Source organism: Vibrio sp. 2092, assembly GCF_033339635.1.
Classification (GTDB): Bacteria; Pseudomonadota; Gammaproteobacteria; order Enterobacterales; family Vibrionaceae; genus Vibrio; species Vibrio alginolyticus.
The window spans coordinates 100,471-118,878 of sequence record NZ_JAWOUY010000005.1 but is presented as its reverse complement, the minus strand read 5'-3'; the positions used below and the strand labels follow the sequence as shown (position 1 = coordinate 118,878).

The 18,408-nt window shown below is 45.4% G+C and carries 10 protein-coding genes; 3 read left to right on the top strand and 7 right to left on the bottom strand.

Annotated features, from left to right (window positions below; all coding sequences use genetic code 11):
• The first annotated feature begins 437 nt into the window (after positions 1-437).
• On the top strand, positions 438-4,427 hold the full coding sequence (pulA, locus tag R7P80_RS10920; RefSeq protein WP_225491612.1) for a pullulanase-type alpha-1,6-glucosidase: 3,990 nt from the start codon (positions 438-440) through the stop codon (positions 4,425-4,427).
• A 99-nt stretch (positions 4,428-4,526) separates the two neighbouring features.
• On the opposite strand, the gene R7P80_RS10915 is transcribed toward pulA, so the two are convergent.
• The 5 genes from R7P80_RS10915 to R7P80_RS10895 form a co-directional block, all read right to left on the bottom strand.
• Positions 4,527-6,143, bottom strand: coding sequence for an endonuclease (locus R7P80_RS10915; protein WP_225491611.1), 1,617 nt, complete (start codon positions 6,141-6,143; stop codon positions 4,527-4,529).
• Between the two features lie 331 nt (positions 6,144-6,474).
• Positions 6,475-8,088 (bottom strand): alpha-amylase family glycosyl hydrolase, encoded by a 1,614-nt coding sequence (locus R7P80_RS10910; protein ID WP_017820115.1) that lies wholly within the window; start codon positions 8,086-8,088, stop codon positions 6,475-6,477.
• Between the two features lie 140 nt (positions 8,089-8,228).
• Positions 8,229-8,735, bottom strand: coding sequence for a hypothetical protein (locus R7P80_RS10905; RefSeq protein WP_005374788.1), 507 nt, complete (start codon positions 8,733-8,735; stop codon positions 8,229-8,231).
• A 317-nt stretch (positions 8,736-9,052) separates the two neighbouring features.
• Positions 9,053-9,862, bottom strand: coding sequence for a MalM family protein (locus R7P80_RS10900; RefSeq protein ID WP_225491610.1), 810 nt, complete (start codon positions 9,860-9,862; stop codon positions 9,053-9,055).
• A 100-nt stretch (positions 9,863-9,962) separates the two neighbouring features.
• The gene (locus tag R7P80_RS10895; RefSeq protein ID WP_005374784.1) at positions 9,963-11,234 is read right to left on the bottom strand and encodes a maltoporin; all 1,272 of its coding nucleotides are present in this window, start codon (positions 11,232-11,234) and stop codon (positions 9,963-9,965) included.
• A gap of 446 nt (positions 11,235-11,680) precedes the next feature.
• Between R7P80_RS10895 and glgX the strand changes: the two genes are divergently transcribed.
• Positions 11,681-13,672, top strand: coding sequence for a glycogen debranching protein GlgX (gene glgX, locus R7P80_RS10890; RefSeq protein ID WP_193837791.1), 1,992 nt, complete (start codon positions 11,681-11,683; stop codon positions 13,670-13,672).
• 78 nt (positions 13,673-13,750) lie between these two features.
• Here glgX and R7P80_RS10885 read toward each other — a convergent pair whose 3' ends face one another.
• The gene (locus tag R7P80_RS10885; RefSeq protein ID WP_193837792.1) at positions 13,751-15,121 is read right to left on the bottom strand and encodes an L-serine ammonia-lyase; all 1,371 of its coding nucleotides are present in this window, start codon (positions 15,119-15,121) and stop codon (positions 13,751-13,753) included.
• An 11-nt stretch (positions 15,122-15,132) separates the two neighbouring features.
• Entirely contained in the window at positions 15,133-16,674 is a 1,542-nt protein-coding gene (locus R7P80_RS10880; protein WP_225491609.1) for a sodium:solute symporter, read from the bottom strand.
• A 339-nt stretch (positions 16,675-17,013) separates the two neighbouring features.
• On the opposite strand from R7P80_RS10880, the gene R7P80_RS10875 reads away from it, so the two are divergent.
• Positions 17,014-18,309 carry an MFS transporter gene (locus R7P80_RS10875; RefSeq protein ID WP_053307975.1) on the top strand — a complete coding sequence of 432 codons (1,296 nt, stop codon included), beginning with the start codon at positions 17,014-17,016 and terminating at the stop codon, positions 18,307-18,309.
• The last annotated feature ends 99 nt before the right edge of the window (positions 18,310-18,408 follow it).

Here is an 18,408-nt window from a genome sequence, read left to right as displayed (position 1 = left end):
GAAAATCTGAAGCTTGCGAAAACTTAATGGCGGTATTTTATTCAACATCACTGCAACTTATTTTTAAAAGAAAAATATAGCCCTCATTTTTATAGAACTTAATCACGGTTTTGGGGCTGAGACATTCTCATCCCCTATCATCCCCCCTTACTCATCCCATAAAAATTTACATTTTAATGATGTGCAGAATCTCTCACTATGCGCCTGTTTTGTTATTTAATTTGTGAACAAAATCGACTGTGACAGAAAATTTGCACCTGTAAAAAACTTAACAGCCTGCTCTCACATTTTGCTGATGATTCAGTGTATTAGCATCTAATTGAACATTTCCTTTTTTGGCATCTGCCTTTCTAGCGTGTGCAAAACCTTCTTGATGATTGAGTCAGCGAAGGCAGCGCGCAGCTCAATATCAATTCAATAACAATGGATTTGTAAACGTGGACAATAAGACATTTAAATTATCAACAATTGCCAAAACCGTACTGCCTTTGATTTCCGTCGCGGTAATCAGCGGTTGTGGTAGTGATAGCACGAACGAAGATACGACGACCCCTGGCTCAGGCTTGTACCCTGCGGGAGAGAACGAAGTCGTCATTTATTACAAACGTGACGTAGCATCAGCTTCAACAGCCAGCGACTACGAAGGTTGGGGCTTGCACCTATGGAACGGTGAGGGCTGTACCAGCACAGATTTAGACGCAATGGGCATTCCGGGAACAGGAACGGATTGGTCTGCGCCACACCCATTCGATGGCATCAACGACACCTACGGTGCTTACTACGTACTGAAAATAAACCCTGACGCCTCTGACCCACACGAATGCATGAACTTCATTCTGCACAAAGGTGATGAGAAAGCGTTCGGCAGCGCAAACTCAAAAGTAGAGTTGACGAAAATCGGCGAATCGAAAGGTTTGTTTGGCTTCCACGGCAGCAGTGAACTTTACTACGAGCCAATAGAAGAGCGCCCTGTTGATATTGATGGTCAAAAAGCCCATTGGTTAGACGCCAACACCATTGCATGGGAAGCGGCGACCAGTGCGGATTCCATGAAGCTGTTCTACAGCCTTAGCAATGACATCAAAATGGATGAAGATAAGCAAATCTCTGGCGGTACAGCGGTTGAGCTGACAAAAGCTGGTGAGTTGTCTGATGGTCTGAAATCACGCTTCCGTCACCTTGCTAGCCTTCAAGCTGCAGGTATCGATGTCGATGACGCGACCTTGCGTACGATCCTGAAGTCACAAATCGTTATGGTGGCTTACAACGCAAATGGTGACGTCATTTCTGCAACTGAAGTGCAAAAACCGGGCGTTTTGGATGCGGTGTTTGCCGATTCCAAGGCAGGTAACGCGATCGGTCAAGAACTCGGTGCGATTGTGGAAGGCGGTGCCGCAACCTTCAAACTATGGGCACCAACTGCCCAAGATGTTGATCTGATAATCTACGATGAAAACTTAGCAGAAGAAGCGACCGTTGCCATGACGGAAGACCCAGCAACAGGTATCTGGGTTTCTGAGGCACAAAGCAACGTTGTCAACAAATACTATCGCTACCAAGTTAAGGTATACCACCCAACAACTGGCGTCGTTGAAACGCGTTTAGTAACAGACCCATATTCAATGAGCTTGTCTAAGAACTCACGATACTCGCAAGTGGTTGATTTAGATGATCCAAGCTTAATGCCTCAAGATTGGAAAAACTACGCACGCCCAACGGTTAAAAAAGACGAAGACCACGTCCTTTACGAGTCACACATTCGTGATTTCAGCTTTAACGACAGCAAAGGCACACCAAGTCTTGATGGCAAATATCTGGCGCTTACAGAACCTGAGCGTGAGTCTGTATCTCACTTACAAGCTTTAAAAGATGCTGGCCTAACAACGCTACATATCTTGCCAGCATTTGATATTGCAACCGTGGATGAAGACGCTGACAAGCGAGTCGATATCACCGACACCGTGGGTAAACTTTGTGGCATCAAGCCAGAAGCCTCCATTTGTGAGACCGAAGATGACGGCAAAGTGATTGAAGAGGTATTAAATAGCTACGACCCAACAACGGGCAAAGCACAAGCGTTGATGAACGATCTTCGCATGCTAGACAGCTTCAACTGGGGTTACGACCCTTACCACTACACCGTGCCAGAAGGCAGTTATGCGACCGAACCTAACGGGTCTAAGCGTATTCTTGAGTTCCGCGAAATGGTTCAAGCGACGCATAAAATGGATCTGAAACTGGTCATGGACGTCGTGTACAACCACACAAATGCATCTGGTGTGAACGAAAAATCAGTACTGGATAAGATTGTCCCTGGGTACTACCACCGCCTAAACGTCAACACTGGCGGCGTCGAAAACTCAACCTGTTGTGATAACACCGCAACCGAGAACTTGATGATGGGTAAACTAATGGTTGACTCATTGATGGTATGGGCGGATGACTATAAAGTCGATGGTTTCCGTTTTGACCTTATGGGCCACCAGCCGAAAGATGTGATGGTTTACGCACTTGAAAAAGTCCGTGAAATTGACCCGAATACCTTGTTCTACGGCGAAGGTTGGGACTTTGGTGAAGTCGCGCAAAACGCTCGCTTCGATCAGGCGACACAAGTCAACATGGCGGGGACAGAAATCGGTACTTTCTCTGATCGTCTGCGTGACGCAGTTCGTGGCGGAAGCCCGTTTGATGGCGGTTTAGATTCTGAAGGTAAGCACCCACTTCGCTTTAACCAAGGCTTTGGTAACGCCGCTTACCCTAACGAAGAAACCAAAACTGACGCAGAGTCGGTGAATGGTCGTTTACACAACCAAGATCTGGTTCGTCTAGGTATGGCTGGTAACTTGGCTGACTACATCCTTCTTGATTACAAAGGCGAAACCAAGCTGGGTAAGAACGTTGATTACAATGGTGCGCCTGCAGGCTACACAAAAGTGCCATCAGAGAACATCTCTTACGTGTCTAAGCACGACAACCAAACATTGTGGGATAACAACGCCTACAAGATTGCGACAGGTACTTCATCTGCCGAGCGTGCACGTATGCAGTCTGTGTCCCTATCAACGGTGATGCTTGGTCAAGGCATTCCATTCATCCATATGGGTTCTGAGCTATTGCGCTCTAAATCCATGCAGCGCGACTCGTACGATTCTGGTGACTGGTTCAACCGTGTATTCTTCGACGGAAGCGACAATAACTGGAACGTTGGTCTACCACGTGAAGACAAAGACGGTGCAAACTGGGAGCTGATCAAAACCATCGTTGGTGACAGCACGGCGAAACCAGATTCAACCGACATCGAGCTGACTAAGCAACAATTCCTAGAGCTACTAAAAATCCGTAGCACAAGCGAACTGTTCCGCCTAGATACCGCGCAAGAAGTGATGAACCGTGTTGACTTCCGCAACGTAGGGAAAGACCAAGTGGAAGGCTTGATTGTGATGTCTATCGACGATGGTACATCAGCAGGTGCCGATTTAGATTCGAACTACGATGCTGTCGTGGCCGTTGTGAACTCAACATCAACTGAGAAATCTTTCAAAGTTGCTGGCGCAACTGGTTTCGAGTTACATGAAGTTCAACAAAACTCTGCGGATGACATCGTGAAAGGTGCAAGCTTCACCAATGAAACCTTCACAGTACCAGCACTGACAACAGCGGTATTCATGCAGCCACAAAACGGCGCGCAAGGTGCTGGCCTACCAGTAAACACGGATAATAAAGACGTATCGAGTATTCCTCCTTACGGCGAAACCGTGGTTTACGTCAAAGGCACCATGAACGAGTGGTCAGATAGCAGTGACTGGGCGATGACCTTTATTGGCAACGGCATGTACTCTGTAACTGGCGTTCTTGAAGCAGGTGAACACGAGTTCAAATTCGCGGACTCTGGTTGGGCAAATCCAAACATCGGTTGTGATGCTGCGAATATAGCTTCTGGTTCACTAGAATTAGGTTCAGAAGGTAACTGTAAGCTGTCTGTTGCTGAAACAGGTAAGTACAACTTCACTCTGAACGCGCTGCATGTTCAAGATGAAAGTGTAGAAAAACCGGTCGTGTCAGTGACCAAATCAGCAGATGCACCAACATTCGGTGAAACAGCACTTTACTTACGTGGCACTATCACAAGTTGGGACACTCCAGCGCAAGATTCAGCAGCGAAGTTCAGCTACGTCGCTAATGATGTTTACTCGCTAGACATTGACGTAGCGGCGGGCAACTACGAGATGAAAGTTGCGAGCGCAGACTGGGCAGCAGACACCAACTTCGGTGGTGAAGGCAGTGTTGAACTTGGTAAAGGGCTGACGATGGAAGCCGGTGGCGGTAGCGCAAACCTAAAAATTGCGATTGCAGAAGCAGGAAATTACAACTTCCACTTCAATGCAGCTGACAAGTCAGCGCCAATCGTAACCGTTACGAAAAACTAGTTTCATTTGAAAACATCCATAATGAAAAAGGGGAAGCATCACACTTCCCCTTTGTTTTATTGGCGTCACTAAATGGCGGATACCAAAATCAAGAAGGTGTTAGTTTCCCCAAATCTGTTCAACAAACTCCGGGTGATCAATGAATGGGTTGCGGTTGCCTTGAAAATCAAACACTTGTTGATTCCGATTTCGTTCTTTTTCACTAACAGGATCATTTTTGTGCCAACGCTTAAGCATGTTTAACACCCAAGGTTCAAAAACCGTCGAACTTGAACCATTAAGGACAGCATCCGCATTGCTTGAATTACCTTCCCAATTACCTACAACATTTTCATAACGGGTCGCCATGTAGAAATAAGCACGGGCGAAGTCGCCCTTAAACTCATCAATCGGCTCAAACACCGTACCGGAGTAGCCCAGACTAGTGCTTGCTTGGCCAAGTTTAGAGCCATTACTAGACACGTAGGTCACGGTGCCCACTTCACCAAATGGCCAATTACTGCGCTTCGCGTTTACATAACCATCGGTTGCAAACAAGTGATGACCGTCTGAGTTCATCGGCTCAACCTTACCGCCAAACCAGCTTTTCGGGAAAGAGTGCTCACGGTTGTAGCAATCCCCTTCCGTTTTGTATTGGCCACATTGGTCTGCGACTTTGGTAAAGCTTACTGTATCGCTACCAGATGGCTTTTCAGAATACATATCGAGAATAGAGCCATCATTTTCGTAATAACGATCAATATCGGCATCTTTTACCAAGGTCCAGACCGCAGAATAGCCTCGGCTGGAGTGATTATTGATAATGTTAAACAACGCTGTTTTTAGAGCGTATCCCGTCTTACCAGATGCCGCTTGATAGTAACCATCAACCACTGGTGGGGTCGTGGTTGAGTCACCTAACGTAAAATCGGTGGTTTCACTTTTCGAGAATTCAGCGCCAGAAGCAAGAGTCTTATCTCCCTCAGTCAGCGTGTACGACCCCGCGCCACTGCCACAACAAATGCCGTCACCATACTCGTCTTGAATCGTGAATTGGTAGTTACCGTCAGCTAAGCACATGCTCTTTTCAATGGTGATTGCTGACTCATATCCCTGACCAGAAAACAGTACTTCAGCTTGGTTGTTTTTTAACGTCCAGCTAGTTTCTGAACCATAATTATCGGTTGTGAGAGTCAAGACCACTTGGTGATCACTACAACTTTCTACAGGAGGTTGTGTACTCGTCTCAGTCGGTTGAAAATTATCGACGTAGACAACTTCTGAGCCATCAAAACTGGCTTCATCGTAAAAACGCAAACCGACGTTGATGGTCTTGTTCGAGCTCGCTGTGTAGTTGTGCGCCAGCTCTTGCCACTGGTTTACCTGCTGCGGATCTGAGTAATTGTGATAACCATCAACCACCAGACGTGCTTTTACATTTCCTTCGGTGTGATAAACCGAGACAGAAAACGGATAGGTTTTCCCTTGCTCCACATTAATGGTTTGCAAAAGGTCAGTGTTGCTTTGGGTACCTGTATTCACGACGACTTGAGCAGCCAGGCCGCCCGATTTGATTTGTTCGCTGCTTGGCGACACCGCGATGCCAGCGTCAATCACTGACCACTGCGTAGGTACATTGCCATTCCACTGTTCAAAGTCACCGTTGATAATTTGGCTATATGCAAACGGAGAGCTAACAGCAGCAAGGAGACAGAGGGAGTTCGTTATGGATTTCATTATACTTTTCCATTAGTTATATAAATCCCAAACACGATAAACATATTAGTGGGGCATAAGTAATCCTTCAGTCACATTTTTACGTTGCACAAGTGTTAATTTACTTTTTAATGTGCAGCTTATCTCACAAATATCCATCTGCTGAAAACAAACGCCAATACAAAAAGCGAAGCAACTTGTTGGCTACATCGTCGTAAAACCATTAAGGGAAAAGTAAAACAGACAGAAAAAAGCCAAGTGTGCGCCTATGGGGGTCAGCAACAACACTTGGCTTGTTTATAAGAAAGCTTGTGGTCAGCTCAACTGGTGAGCATCAATTCTGGATAATTCCTTAAGGTTTTACCGCAAAGAATCGTCCTTGTAGTGGCGACATCAGAATCTGATATTGACCATTGCTCGGAGTAATTTTTTCATTCGTGAGCAAATCCACCAACTCACCAGTACCAACACTCTCCTGAGTAAGAGTGACGCTTCTAGCGCTCTCTAAGGTATTTAGCGCAAACAAGACTTTGTCCGAACCAGATTGTTTCAAGTCCACATAACTGCCGTTACTCGCAACTAAATTCGTGCGTGACCCTTGATAAAGTGCAGGATGCGCATCGCGCATTGTCATCAGCGATGTCACATAAGATTTGAGATCGGCTTGGTTTGCATCAAGCGTCGCCGTCACGCCTTCAATTTTCGCACTGCTGCGCGCAACGTGATCATCGCACAAACCTTGAATGGCACAGGTGCTGTTGTCTTCTTTTGCGGCAAAACCATCCACTTGATCCCCGATTTCATCACCGTAGTACAACGTGATTGGCCCGGTGTACGCCGCTTGGAAAGCAAACGCGGCTTTATGGCGTAACCAATATTCTGCATCATTCACATCCGCCAAGTTTCCGCGCTGTAACAAGTCACCAAAGCGCACTAAATCATGGTTGCCGATCATCAAATTCGGCTGCGCATGTGTTGGATATTGGTTGTGTGTGCTGTAGCCGTTGTCTAACCAATCCACACCGCGACCACCCACGCCGCTCTCATTCACGGCCAAAGTTTCAACGATGCGATATCGCATAGGGAAGTCAAACGCAGAGCACAATGCTGGATCGCTGTTCGATCCATACGCCTCATTCGCAATCTCAGACTCCCCTTTCCAAATCTCTGCCACCATGTAACCCAACGGATTCACTTGATCGCCTTTGCTATTGGTGTACGTCACACTTTGTGAGGCTTCATCGACGGCTTTACGAAGTTGTGTCCAAGCGTCTGTCGGAACTTGATAGGCTTGATCTAAACGCCAGCCGTCAATCTTGAGTTCTTTGATCCAATACGTCGCCACCTCTTTGTAGAAATCGAGACTGGCTGGGTAATCCACGGGATTGCTTGAGCCTGAAGGCAACAAGCCGGAAGGCGAGGGTTTGATCAAACCATTCTTATGGTGGCCAAATACGCCATCAAAAAATACGTACAGACCGCGTTTGTGTGCTTCTTCGACTAAAGTTTTCGCGGTCGCTAAGTCACCAAATTTGGGGTCGATTTTAAAGTAATCTGTCGCAAAATAGCCGGTGGCGTCCAAACGATCCGCCCAATGATCTTGTCCTGCTATCTCTTCTGACTCAAAAACTGGCGTCAACCAAATCGCATTCATCCCTAAGTCTTGGATGTAATCGAGTGAATCAATCACTCCTTGCAAATCGCCGTTATGATGGCTGGTGCCATAACCTGTACCGTGACCAATGCTCGCATCACCATCCACAAAACTCTCTACCATGATTTGATAAGTACGAAGTTGGTTACTTTGCGCCATGACATTGGCTTGGCAAGCATAACTGGTATCCGGTAGCGGAGTGCTGCTATTAGTGTCGCCACCACCAGAAGAATTACACGCAGATAAAGCACCAATCACACTTAACGCAAGCAACGATCGAGACAGGCGATGGTTACGTAGGATATTACGCATTTTATTCTCCCTAACTTACTCAAATAAACTACGGAAATTTGAGTAATAAAATTAACCCCGACATGTGTTTCATGCAGGGGTTAATAAATAAAAATAGATTTTAAATAATTGAATTGAATTGAATTGAATTGAATTGAATATTATTGGCACTTATTTACCATGACATGAACAGGTTTACCTTTTCCTTCAAACTGAAGACTCCATACATATTTACCATCTTCTTTAATATCAACCGAAGTATCCGTACCGTAACCACCAAATGTTAATGGTGTTAATTCACCAACGTTCATTCTATTACCTTTTGCGGTAAATTGTGGGAACCACAACTCGGTCGCATACTGCATTTTGTAGGAGCCTACTTTTTCTTGAACCACGGCTTGGTAGAAATTATTCCCTTTGTAGGTGTATTGACGCTGAGGCACGTGTTTCCAATCGGAATCCGCAAAAGTACCCACCACAAATAGTGGTTTAGAAATAGGTCCTTTCGCTGTGCTATCTGGGTTGTCACACGCTTTCATGAAAGCAACCACTTCGTCTTGAGACATATTAACAACAGGCTCTGCGGCCGCTTCTGGTTCTGCCGTCGATTGACAACCTACTAAGGCAACAAGTAGGGCAGCAGCAAGAGAGGTCTTCATCATGTTCATTTCACGTAATTCCTTTTTAGTATATCCAAAGCAAAATAAACTCAACGGTTAAAAGAAATATTAATCGTTATTAAAATGGAAATATCAAACGCCAAATAAATATTGTCAGATTGCGAATTTAAATCACTTCGAGAAGTTTGTTTATTTCCTAAGTACAAAAAATAAATTAGGAACTGCCATTAATTATTGATCCAAACTATATAAAAAACAAAGTAATAAAAATAATTATGTGAATAAGGTAACTCTATGTAGGGGTATTTTTATTAGTTTATTTTCTATGAAAAAGGTCAGCATTTCGCTGACCTTTTTTTATCTGATTATTTTCTATTTACGGCTTTCACAAACACTTGTTGCGCACCTTCGATACCCAGTTCTTTTGCTTCATCAAGCAAAGTGAGCGCTTTCGGAATATCATTCGCTGCGACTGCCGCTTCAATTGAGCTGTAGTAGTAGCTAGTAAGGTCCGTACCTTGGGGAATGTTATCGTTTTTCGCAACAATCTTAGTATTCACAATATCATTCGCGGATACCGAAAAGCGGAACTGACCGAGTGGGCTATGTTTCGCTAGAGGGTCTGCAATATCTGGCGGCTGAGTGTGACGCGCCATGGCGAAGGCTTTTGCAGGGTGTAAAACTTGTGTACTTCCTTTTAGATCGGCGGAAGTCGTGTAAACCAACACATGCAGATCGTTACCTGTCATGTCTGGAATCACATTGAGATCAAGTACGAATTTATCGTTGTCCAACAGTTTTGCTGGTTCATACTTAAACTTTGAAAAATCTGCTTGGTAAATGGTTTCTCCTGCCGAGTTCATCACTGCGACATTAGGAGCATAAAATTGAAGTTCTTTACTTACGAATGTCTCTAATTTGATATCGAGACTGCCACGGTTACCTGGAAGAGCAAACGCTGCAATAGCGCCAGCACTGTTACCATCCAACAACATTTGGCTTTTATCAGTCAAAGCGAATTCAGTAACCACAGGTACATCAACCGTTACCCATTGAATATCACCCGATTGAGTGATCACTTGTTGCTGACCTTTTGGACTCATCTCTACTTGTTCTACAGACGCACAACCAGTAGCCAACATGCCCAGCAGTACGGGAGCAAGCCATTTTTTCATTACTGTCTACCTCGACTCTTTATTGTTTTTTAAATAAATACAGCCAGATAAGTTCTGGCTGTATCATTCTAGGACAATTTAGGACTTAGTGGTTAGATGATTACCACCAAGCTTCAGCTTGTACACCGAATTGGAACGTATCGTCTGAACGACCGTTGTCAAATGTGTTTGAGTTGTCTTCTTTGTCAGCCGTTAGGTAAGAAGCGTAAACACGTATTTCAGGACGAGCCCAGAAGCTAGAACCAGCAGACCATGCTTGTGCAACAGTTAGCTTACCGTATTTGTTTTCTTCGCCGTCGTTATCGTCGATAGCGTAACCAGCTTCGAAGATAGTTTTGTGGTTGTCATCCCATTTGTACATTGGACGAACAACAACAGACATTGTTTCCCACTTGTCTTGGCCAGCCCACATGTCTTCACCAACACCGTACACTAACTGGTGACCCATTTCCCAGCTGTCGCCCATGCCGATTACACCCCAGTTGATTAGGCGGTAACCAGATGCACCGTTGTCAGCTTCTGCGCCGTACCAGCTACCGTCGCCGTAGAATGCCATTGTTTTTGAGTAACCTTCAGTACCGTACTGAAGCACTGTTTTGTTGAAACCAGCGTCTAGACCTTGAGTCAATTCTGCTGTGAACATTACGCCGTTTTTCGCATCTTTAGTGCCGTTTGGCGCAGCGTCAGTTTCGTTAAGAATTGCGTAGTTCAAGCCCATTTCTAGAGAGCCGTTGTCCCATAGAGGAAGACCTGCGTAACGTACGTCTAGAGTGTTTACGTTTGTTGCGCCACCATCGTTGCCTGGGTCTGCGATATCGCCGCGGTCGTTACGAACCCAAGCGAAAGAAACTTTACCAGGACCAGCTTCGATACCTTCAACACCAGCGCCCGCGCCAGAGATGTTCCAGTAGTAGAAGTCAGAGATATGAATGTCGTGACGTTGGTAGTAGCGCTTACCAGCCCAAAGTGTTGCTTCTGGAGCAAAGTTTAGTAGGCCTTTAGCTTGAACGTTGAATTGACGTAGTGCGAATTGTGCATCGTCAACACATTTCACTTCGCCGTTATCCAAACCACAGTTAGCAGAAGTGCTTTCCCAGTCGTTTGAACCATTAGAAGTCATTGCAACCATAGAGTCTACGTAGAACGTTTTGCCGTTGTTGTTGTAAACTTCTTTACCTAGTTGAATCTCGCCGTAGATATCGCTTTCATTACCTAGACGACCGATCTTGTTCTTTTCGAATGTTAATTGTTGACCACCGTCAGCGTTCACGCCAACGCCAGCACGCATGTAACCGTGGAAATCCACTGCGAATGCAGAACCAGCAGCTAAAGTTGCAGCTACAGCAGCAGCAATTGCACTTACTTTTTTCATTCTTAACTCCATTAAGGGTATTTATAATTCTGTCTTCCCTGCTCACTCTTTTAGGTGAATATAGGCAGTAAAAACACACCTAAAGAAAGAGAGGTAAGATGGGAACGAATCCCCGTTTGTTTCAACAGTTGTGAGATTACCCGAGGCGTACAAGGATGACTTCCTCCGCCCTAAACTAATTTAAGGGGGATGAGAAGGGAGTAGAAAATTTACCGAATGGTGTTTTTTCGAGTCAGATCACCAATCTAGGGAGGAATTAGTAAGTTTGTTCGGTTTTGAGCCGCTACAAAGTGATAGCCATTTCATATTTTTGACTCTAAGCCGTCACATAAAGTAATTAAATTACACGAATATTTTTATATTTAGGGTGGTTGACCTTAGTAAGACAAAGTTTTTAACTTATAGTTTCCTAAAGGTAGCAATAAATATTAAATAAAGTATCTCCGATGACACGACTTCTCTCTCGCCCCTACCCCCTAGGCGCAACATTGAATAAAGAAGGCTGTAACTTCTCTATTCATGCTCCAGGCGTAAAAGACATTCAACTGGCATTGTTTGCAGACGATGGCAGCTACGAGCTTCACGGTTTACCGAATGAATACGCTGGCATACGTCATACTTTTATTCCAGATATTAAGCCGGGGCAAAAATACGGTTACCTTGTTTCCCACAAGGAAGAGCCACTGTTAATTTCTGATCCGTACGCAAAATCAATAGATAAAGCCCTCCACTATCACCCTCCGTACTCTCCAGCCAAAAGTTTCGATATGCCGAAGTGCGTCGTTATCGAAGATGATTTTGACTGGCAAAACACGGATCACCCGCGTATACCCAGAGAAGAGATGGTGTTGTTTGAGACGCACGTCAAAGGGATTACCCAACGCCACCCAGAGGTTGAGGACAAGCTGAGGGGGCGCTATTTAGGTCTTGCATCACCTGAAATGCTGGCCTTTTACGAACAACAAAACATCAACACGCTGCAATTGCTACCTGTCGCAGCATGCATGCATGAGCCTCACCTACTAGAGATGGAAAAGGTCAATTATTGGGGATACAACCCTTATCTCTTTATGGTGCCCGATCCGCGCTACGCAGAACAAGACGCCGTTACGGAATTAAAAACAACAATTCGCGAATTGCATAAAAACGGCATCGAAGTGATTCTCGACGTGGTTTACAACCACACTGCTGAAGGTGGTGAAGGGCCTACAATTTTCAACCTGAAGGCCCTCGATTCCTGTTTTTACATCAAACATGGCAACCACTTCGCCAATTACACTGGCTGCGGAAATACAGTGGATCTCACCTACCAACCAGCCTTAAACCTTGTGATGGATACATTGCGCTACTGGGTTAGCGAATTTAAAGTCGATGGCTTCCGTTTTGACTTGGCTGCAACGTTAGGTCGACAGGGCGATGATTACAACCCAGAAGCAGCTTTCTTTAAAGCCGTTGCGCAAGACCCAATTTTGCGTGAAACCAAATTGATTGCCGAACCTTGGGATATTGGTCCAAATGGCTACCAAGTGGGTAACTTTCCATTTGGTTGGAACGAATGTAATGACAAACTGCGTGATATTTCCCGCAGTTTTTGGCGCGGTGATCAAGGCTATTTAAAAGAGTTTGCCACTCGATTAATGGGCTCTCGTGACATTTATAGTGCAGCGAACTGGCCATACAAACTCACCGTAAATTACATCACGTATCACGATGGCTTCACACTGCAAGATTTAGTGTCTTACAAGCACAAACATAACGAAGCCAATGGCGAAGAAAATCGCGACGGTCACGGTGACAATCGTTCAGAAAACTACGGTGTTGAGGGCGAGACGGAAAATCTGATGATCATCGCCACGCGTGAGAAGCAAAAACGCAACCTTATTGCTAGCTTGCTGTTTGCCTTCGGTATCCCACACATTCTCACTGCTGATGTTCTGTCTCACACCCAAGGCGGTAACAATAATGCCTATTGCCAAGACAACGAAACCAGTTGGCTGAACTGGGAAGAGACAGAACGTAAGCAACATTTCAAAGCATGGATGTCACAAATGGTCGCCAACCGAAATCAATACATGGTGCCATTTATCCGAGCTTTCAGTGGCGAAAACCGCAATAACAACCGTATTTTCTGGCACCGTACAGACGGTCGCTTAATGGAGCACGATGATTGGAACCGTTTAAGCTCCGTCGCACTTCACCTTGGTATCGGTAAAGAAGGGCAAGAGCTGGTCTACCTCATCAACCAAACTAACGCCACAGCGCGCTTTAAGCTCCCCAATGAGCGAAAGCAAGAATGGGTGACGATCTGTGATACAAACGTACGTAATCTCAACCCAGGACATGCTGAAGGCGAAGTCTTGCTGTCACCCACCTCGATGGTGATTTTGCACTATCAACCAAACCAAAGCACACCAAAAGGTGAGCAAACGCATAGCTAAGTTATAAACGCTCCAAAAAAGGAAAGCCGATGCATCTCAGTGCTTCGGCTTTTTTGTTGGTTAGATGTGCCTAACTCATTATTCGCAAGGCGGCGCTAGGTGAATCAAAGCTAACCCACCCAGTGACGTCTCACGGTATTTCTTGTTCATGTCTTTGCCCGTTTGGTACATGGTTTCAATTACCTTATCCAACGAGATCAGACATTTACTATTACGCTTTAATGCCATGCGAGATGCATTGATCGCTTTCATTGCACCCATTGCATTACGCTCAATACACGGTACTTGCACTAAGCCACCGATTGGGTCACAAGTCATGCCTAGCGAGTGCTCCATGGCAATCTCAGCCGCAATACAAATTTGCTCATTGCTGCCACCACGTAGCGCGGTCAAGCCAGCTGCCGCCATAGAGGAAGATACACCGACTTCACCCTGACAACCTACTTCGGCACCCGAAATAGACGCGTTGGTTTTGTACAAAATGCCAATCGCACCGGACACAGCAAGGAAGTCTTTAAGCTGTTTAGTATCAAGCTCTTTGATGAAGCGATGGTAGTACATCAATACCGCAGGAATCACACCCGCCGCACCATTAGTTGGCGACGTTACGACTTGTCCACCAGCCGCGTTTTCTTCACTCACAGCAAAAGCAAACAAGTTAATCCAATCCATGATTTCCATTGGATCGTTTTCGATTGCTGCATTTGCTTCAAGCTTCTTCAACAAGTTTGGCGCACGTCGGGTCACGTTCAAGCCGCCATCCAAGATACCTTCTGTTTCGAAACCGCGCTCCATGCAACGCGTCATCACACGCCAGATCTGTTCTGCGCGTTGATTGATGGCTTCCATATCCTGAAACGCTTGTTCGTTTTTCAGAATCATGCCGCCAAGGCTCATGCCGTTATTCTCTGCCTGCGCCAACATTTCGTCCGCACTGGAGAATGGGAACTCAACTTCTACGGGCGCAGTCGCGCTGCCATTTTGCAGTTCATCCGCCGTTGCGATGAAACCGCCACCGATAGAGTAGTAAGTTTCAAACCCAACCTGATTGCCATGCGCATCTAACGCAGTAATCGTCATGCCATTCTCATGCAGAGGAAGGTTCTCTTCATGGAACAACATGTCCGTTTTGTAGTTGAATTCGATTTCATGACGGCCATCGACAGACATCATGCCCTCTTCAATCGCCTTGCGCATCGCTTTGTTCGCAGAAGCGATTTTGATGGTATCTGGTTTGTTACCCAACAGACCCAAAATGGTCGCACGGTCTGTATGGTGACCAATCCCCGTTAACGAAAGTGAGCCGTATAAATCGACTTGAATACGAACCACTTTTGCCAAGTTCGATTCAATCAAACGAGTGAAGTGGTAACCCGCGATCATTGGACCATTGGTGTGAGAGCTAGAAGGGCCCACACCAATCTTGTAAATATCAAAGATGGACAGCATAAACTTACCTATTACGACAATGCAGCATAAAGCCAATCAGGGAGAACCATACAAGCAGCGATGGTCGCCACAGCGAACACCAACAGCCCGTAATGGCTTGCGGTTGGCTTTGCAAAAAGATGTTTTTGATTATTGATAAAGATTTGTTGCTCGGCAGTCACAGCGCCCCAACGACGGCTCACTAACACACCAAACAAAAGGAAGACGAACGTACCAATTGGCGCGAACCACGGCCAAGCCACGTCGAGATACATCACAGTAAACACCGCAATCACACTCATGATACTGCCAACGATCACGCCTTTCTCATTGGCGTTCACCCAGAATAAACCAAGCACGAATGAACCCAAACGGATACCAACAAAGATAGAAGTCAGACTAGCGATGGTTTTGAGTACCGATTCATTCGATACCGCCAGAAGAGCTGGCACTACCACCATAGCCGCAGCGAGCAAACTCATCTTTCTTGCGACTTTTTCGTAGTGCTCATCATCGGCACTCTTGCGAACGAAACGCTTGTAGATATCGAACGTCGCGACGGTCGCCATTGAGTTGTAGGTCGAATCCAAGGTCGACATTGCGGCCGCCGCCAATGCGGAAATGATCAAACCAACGACGATTGGGTTAGTGTGGTTGAAGACGAAATCCAAAATCACTTCGTTGCTGTTTTCAAACGATTGATCTTGATAGAAAACACTCAAAAGAACACCGAGTACCGCGAAGAATAAGTACACAAAAAATGCACCGTAACCACACAACAGCATCGACTTCTGCGCCGTCTTTTCACATCTCGTCGCTAACGTGCGTTGGATGATCAATTGGTTGGTGCCGTACACACTCAAATGCAAAAAGCTCACGGCAACCACGCCAGCCCAGAGTGTGGTATCTACGCCTAAATCAAAGTCTAAGTTGATGATATTCAGGTGATTACGAGAAAGGTAATCTGCCGCATTAATCTCTGTCATTAGAATAGCAAAGATAGCGATACTGCCCGCCACCAATACTGCAGATTGCAACATATCGGTCCAGATAACCGTGGAAATTCCGCCCGCATAGGTATAGCAAGCGGTGAAAATACTGATGTAGATAATGGCTTCAGAAATACTGATAGGCAGAACTTGCACTAAGATCAGCGCCACAGCATACAAAATCACACCCGCAGATATACATTGAACCACAATGAACACAATCGAGTTGATGGTTCTTGCATACACCCCAAAGCGGTGCTCAAGATATTCATAAATCGAAGTCAAGCCCAGCTTATAAAAGACTGGCACAAAGAAAATGACGGTGAAAAAAATAACGATGGGATAGTTAAGGTGAATACTCATCGCTTCCATGCCAGAGCTATAAACCCAACCTGGCATCCCTACAAACGTCATCGCACTAATGTAAGTCGCAAGTATCGAAACACCTGCCGTAAACCAGCCAAATTGCTTTCCACCCGTAGAAAAGTCGCCACCATTGCTGTAGCGCTTATTCACTAAATAGCTGATTAATATGGTGATTAACACGTATAACGCAATCACCGCAAAACTTGAGTACGTAACCATTTCAGGGTTTCCATAATTATGGGTGCTAATTATTTGTGCTTGGATATTACTTTAAAAAAGCATATCTAAACGATAATCCCGCCATAACTGTGACTATAATCACCAATATAGACGGTTATATATTCAAAAATGCCAAAAAGACCGATTTAATGAGACTCCCATCACTAAAAACCACTAATTGGGTACGCATTCATTTTAAAATTGATATTGATCACGGATCTAATGACCTTAAAAAAACTATGATTCACCACGACACGAAATCGAAGATGATCCCAATAAGATCGTGTTCTTTAAGTTTGAATAGCAACAAATCCTAAGTGAAATAGAGGTTTATCGGTCATGAATGCCAAAAGACACATGAGCGAAGTTCCTATGATTCAAAGGGTAGCTGCCTATCTAGCGATACTGGTTGGTTACTTTTTCTATTGTTATAACTTTGTAATTATTGACTACGTACGCCCATACATCGTTGAAGCGTATGATGGTATTAGCCTGTCAGACACTGCCCAGTTCTATACATGGCAGTCGGTTGGTGCACTTATCGGTGCATTGAGCTGTGCTTGGTTCGCAACAAAATTTGGTAAGAAATCCACTCTTATTACCATCACAGCCCTAAACGGTGGCGCAACGATCATCAATATGATGTTCACCGACTACACAACATGGGCAGCAATGCGTTTCATCATTGGTTTGTCACTGGGTGGTTACTTCACCGTGGCAGTAAGCCTGATGATCGGCCTATTTACGCCAACGGTACGTGGTAAGTTGACGGCATTCGCGTCTTCTATGTTCTCTGTTGCACTGATGGTAATGGGTGCGTATGCAGCGTTTATTGCAAGCATCGATGCACCATGGGAAAGCCTAATGCTTGTTGGTGGTATCCCACCATTGGCAGCCGCTGTTGTCATGATCTTTGTACTACCTAGCGACAGCAAAGTGATCGCTTACGGTGAAGAAGAGCAAGCAAAAGCAGAAGAATCAAATGCACCAGCGAAAAAAGGCTCTTGGGGAGAAATGCTAAGCAAGCCCTACCGTAAGATCACACTAACCTGTCTATTACTGGCTGGCCTTAACTTCTATGGTTTCCAATTCTTTGGTGGCTTCGTAACCACTTACCTACGTGATGTACGTATGTTCGACGGTGCAACTATCGGTCTCATCTTCTCTATCTCAGCATTTGGTTCACTGTTTGGTGCTTGGTTCTGGGGTTGGGTAGCTGACAAATTCGGTCGTAAGGTGAACGCATTTGGCTTCATCCTAGCGGGCATCATGGTTTCAATCTTCTTTGTTGCACCTGGCGACATGGTGATTGGCGGCCTAAACATGCTGGCTCTACTTGGTCTGATTTACAACTTCGGCCTGTCTTCTTCAGCGGTATGGGGTGGTTACTTCTCAGAACTGTTCCCAGCACACCTACGTAGCTACGGCGCGGCGCTATTCCACGGCGGTCGTATCCTGGGTATGTGGGCACCAATGGTACTTATCTTCATCCAAGAGCGTACCGACCTACAAACCGCAATGTGGGGTTCACCAATCGTATGGATCCTTGCTGGTCTTCTATGGCTATCACTGCCAGAGACACTAAAAGGCGGCGTGCTCGATAAGAGCAAAAAAGCCGAAGCAGCAAAAGCGTAACTGAATTTCAAAAACTCCGGCTGGCTCCCCGGTCGGATGAAAAAACTTAATTTCGAGTCCTGTTCCCAAAGCCGACTCGACAGCAAATAAGAGAGTTTA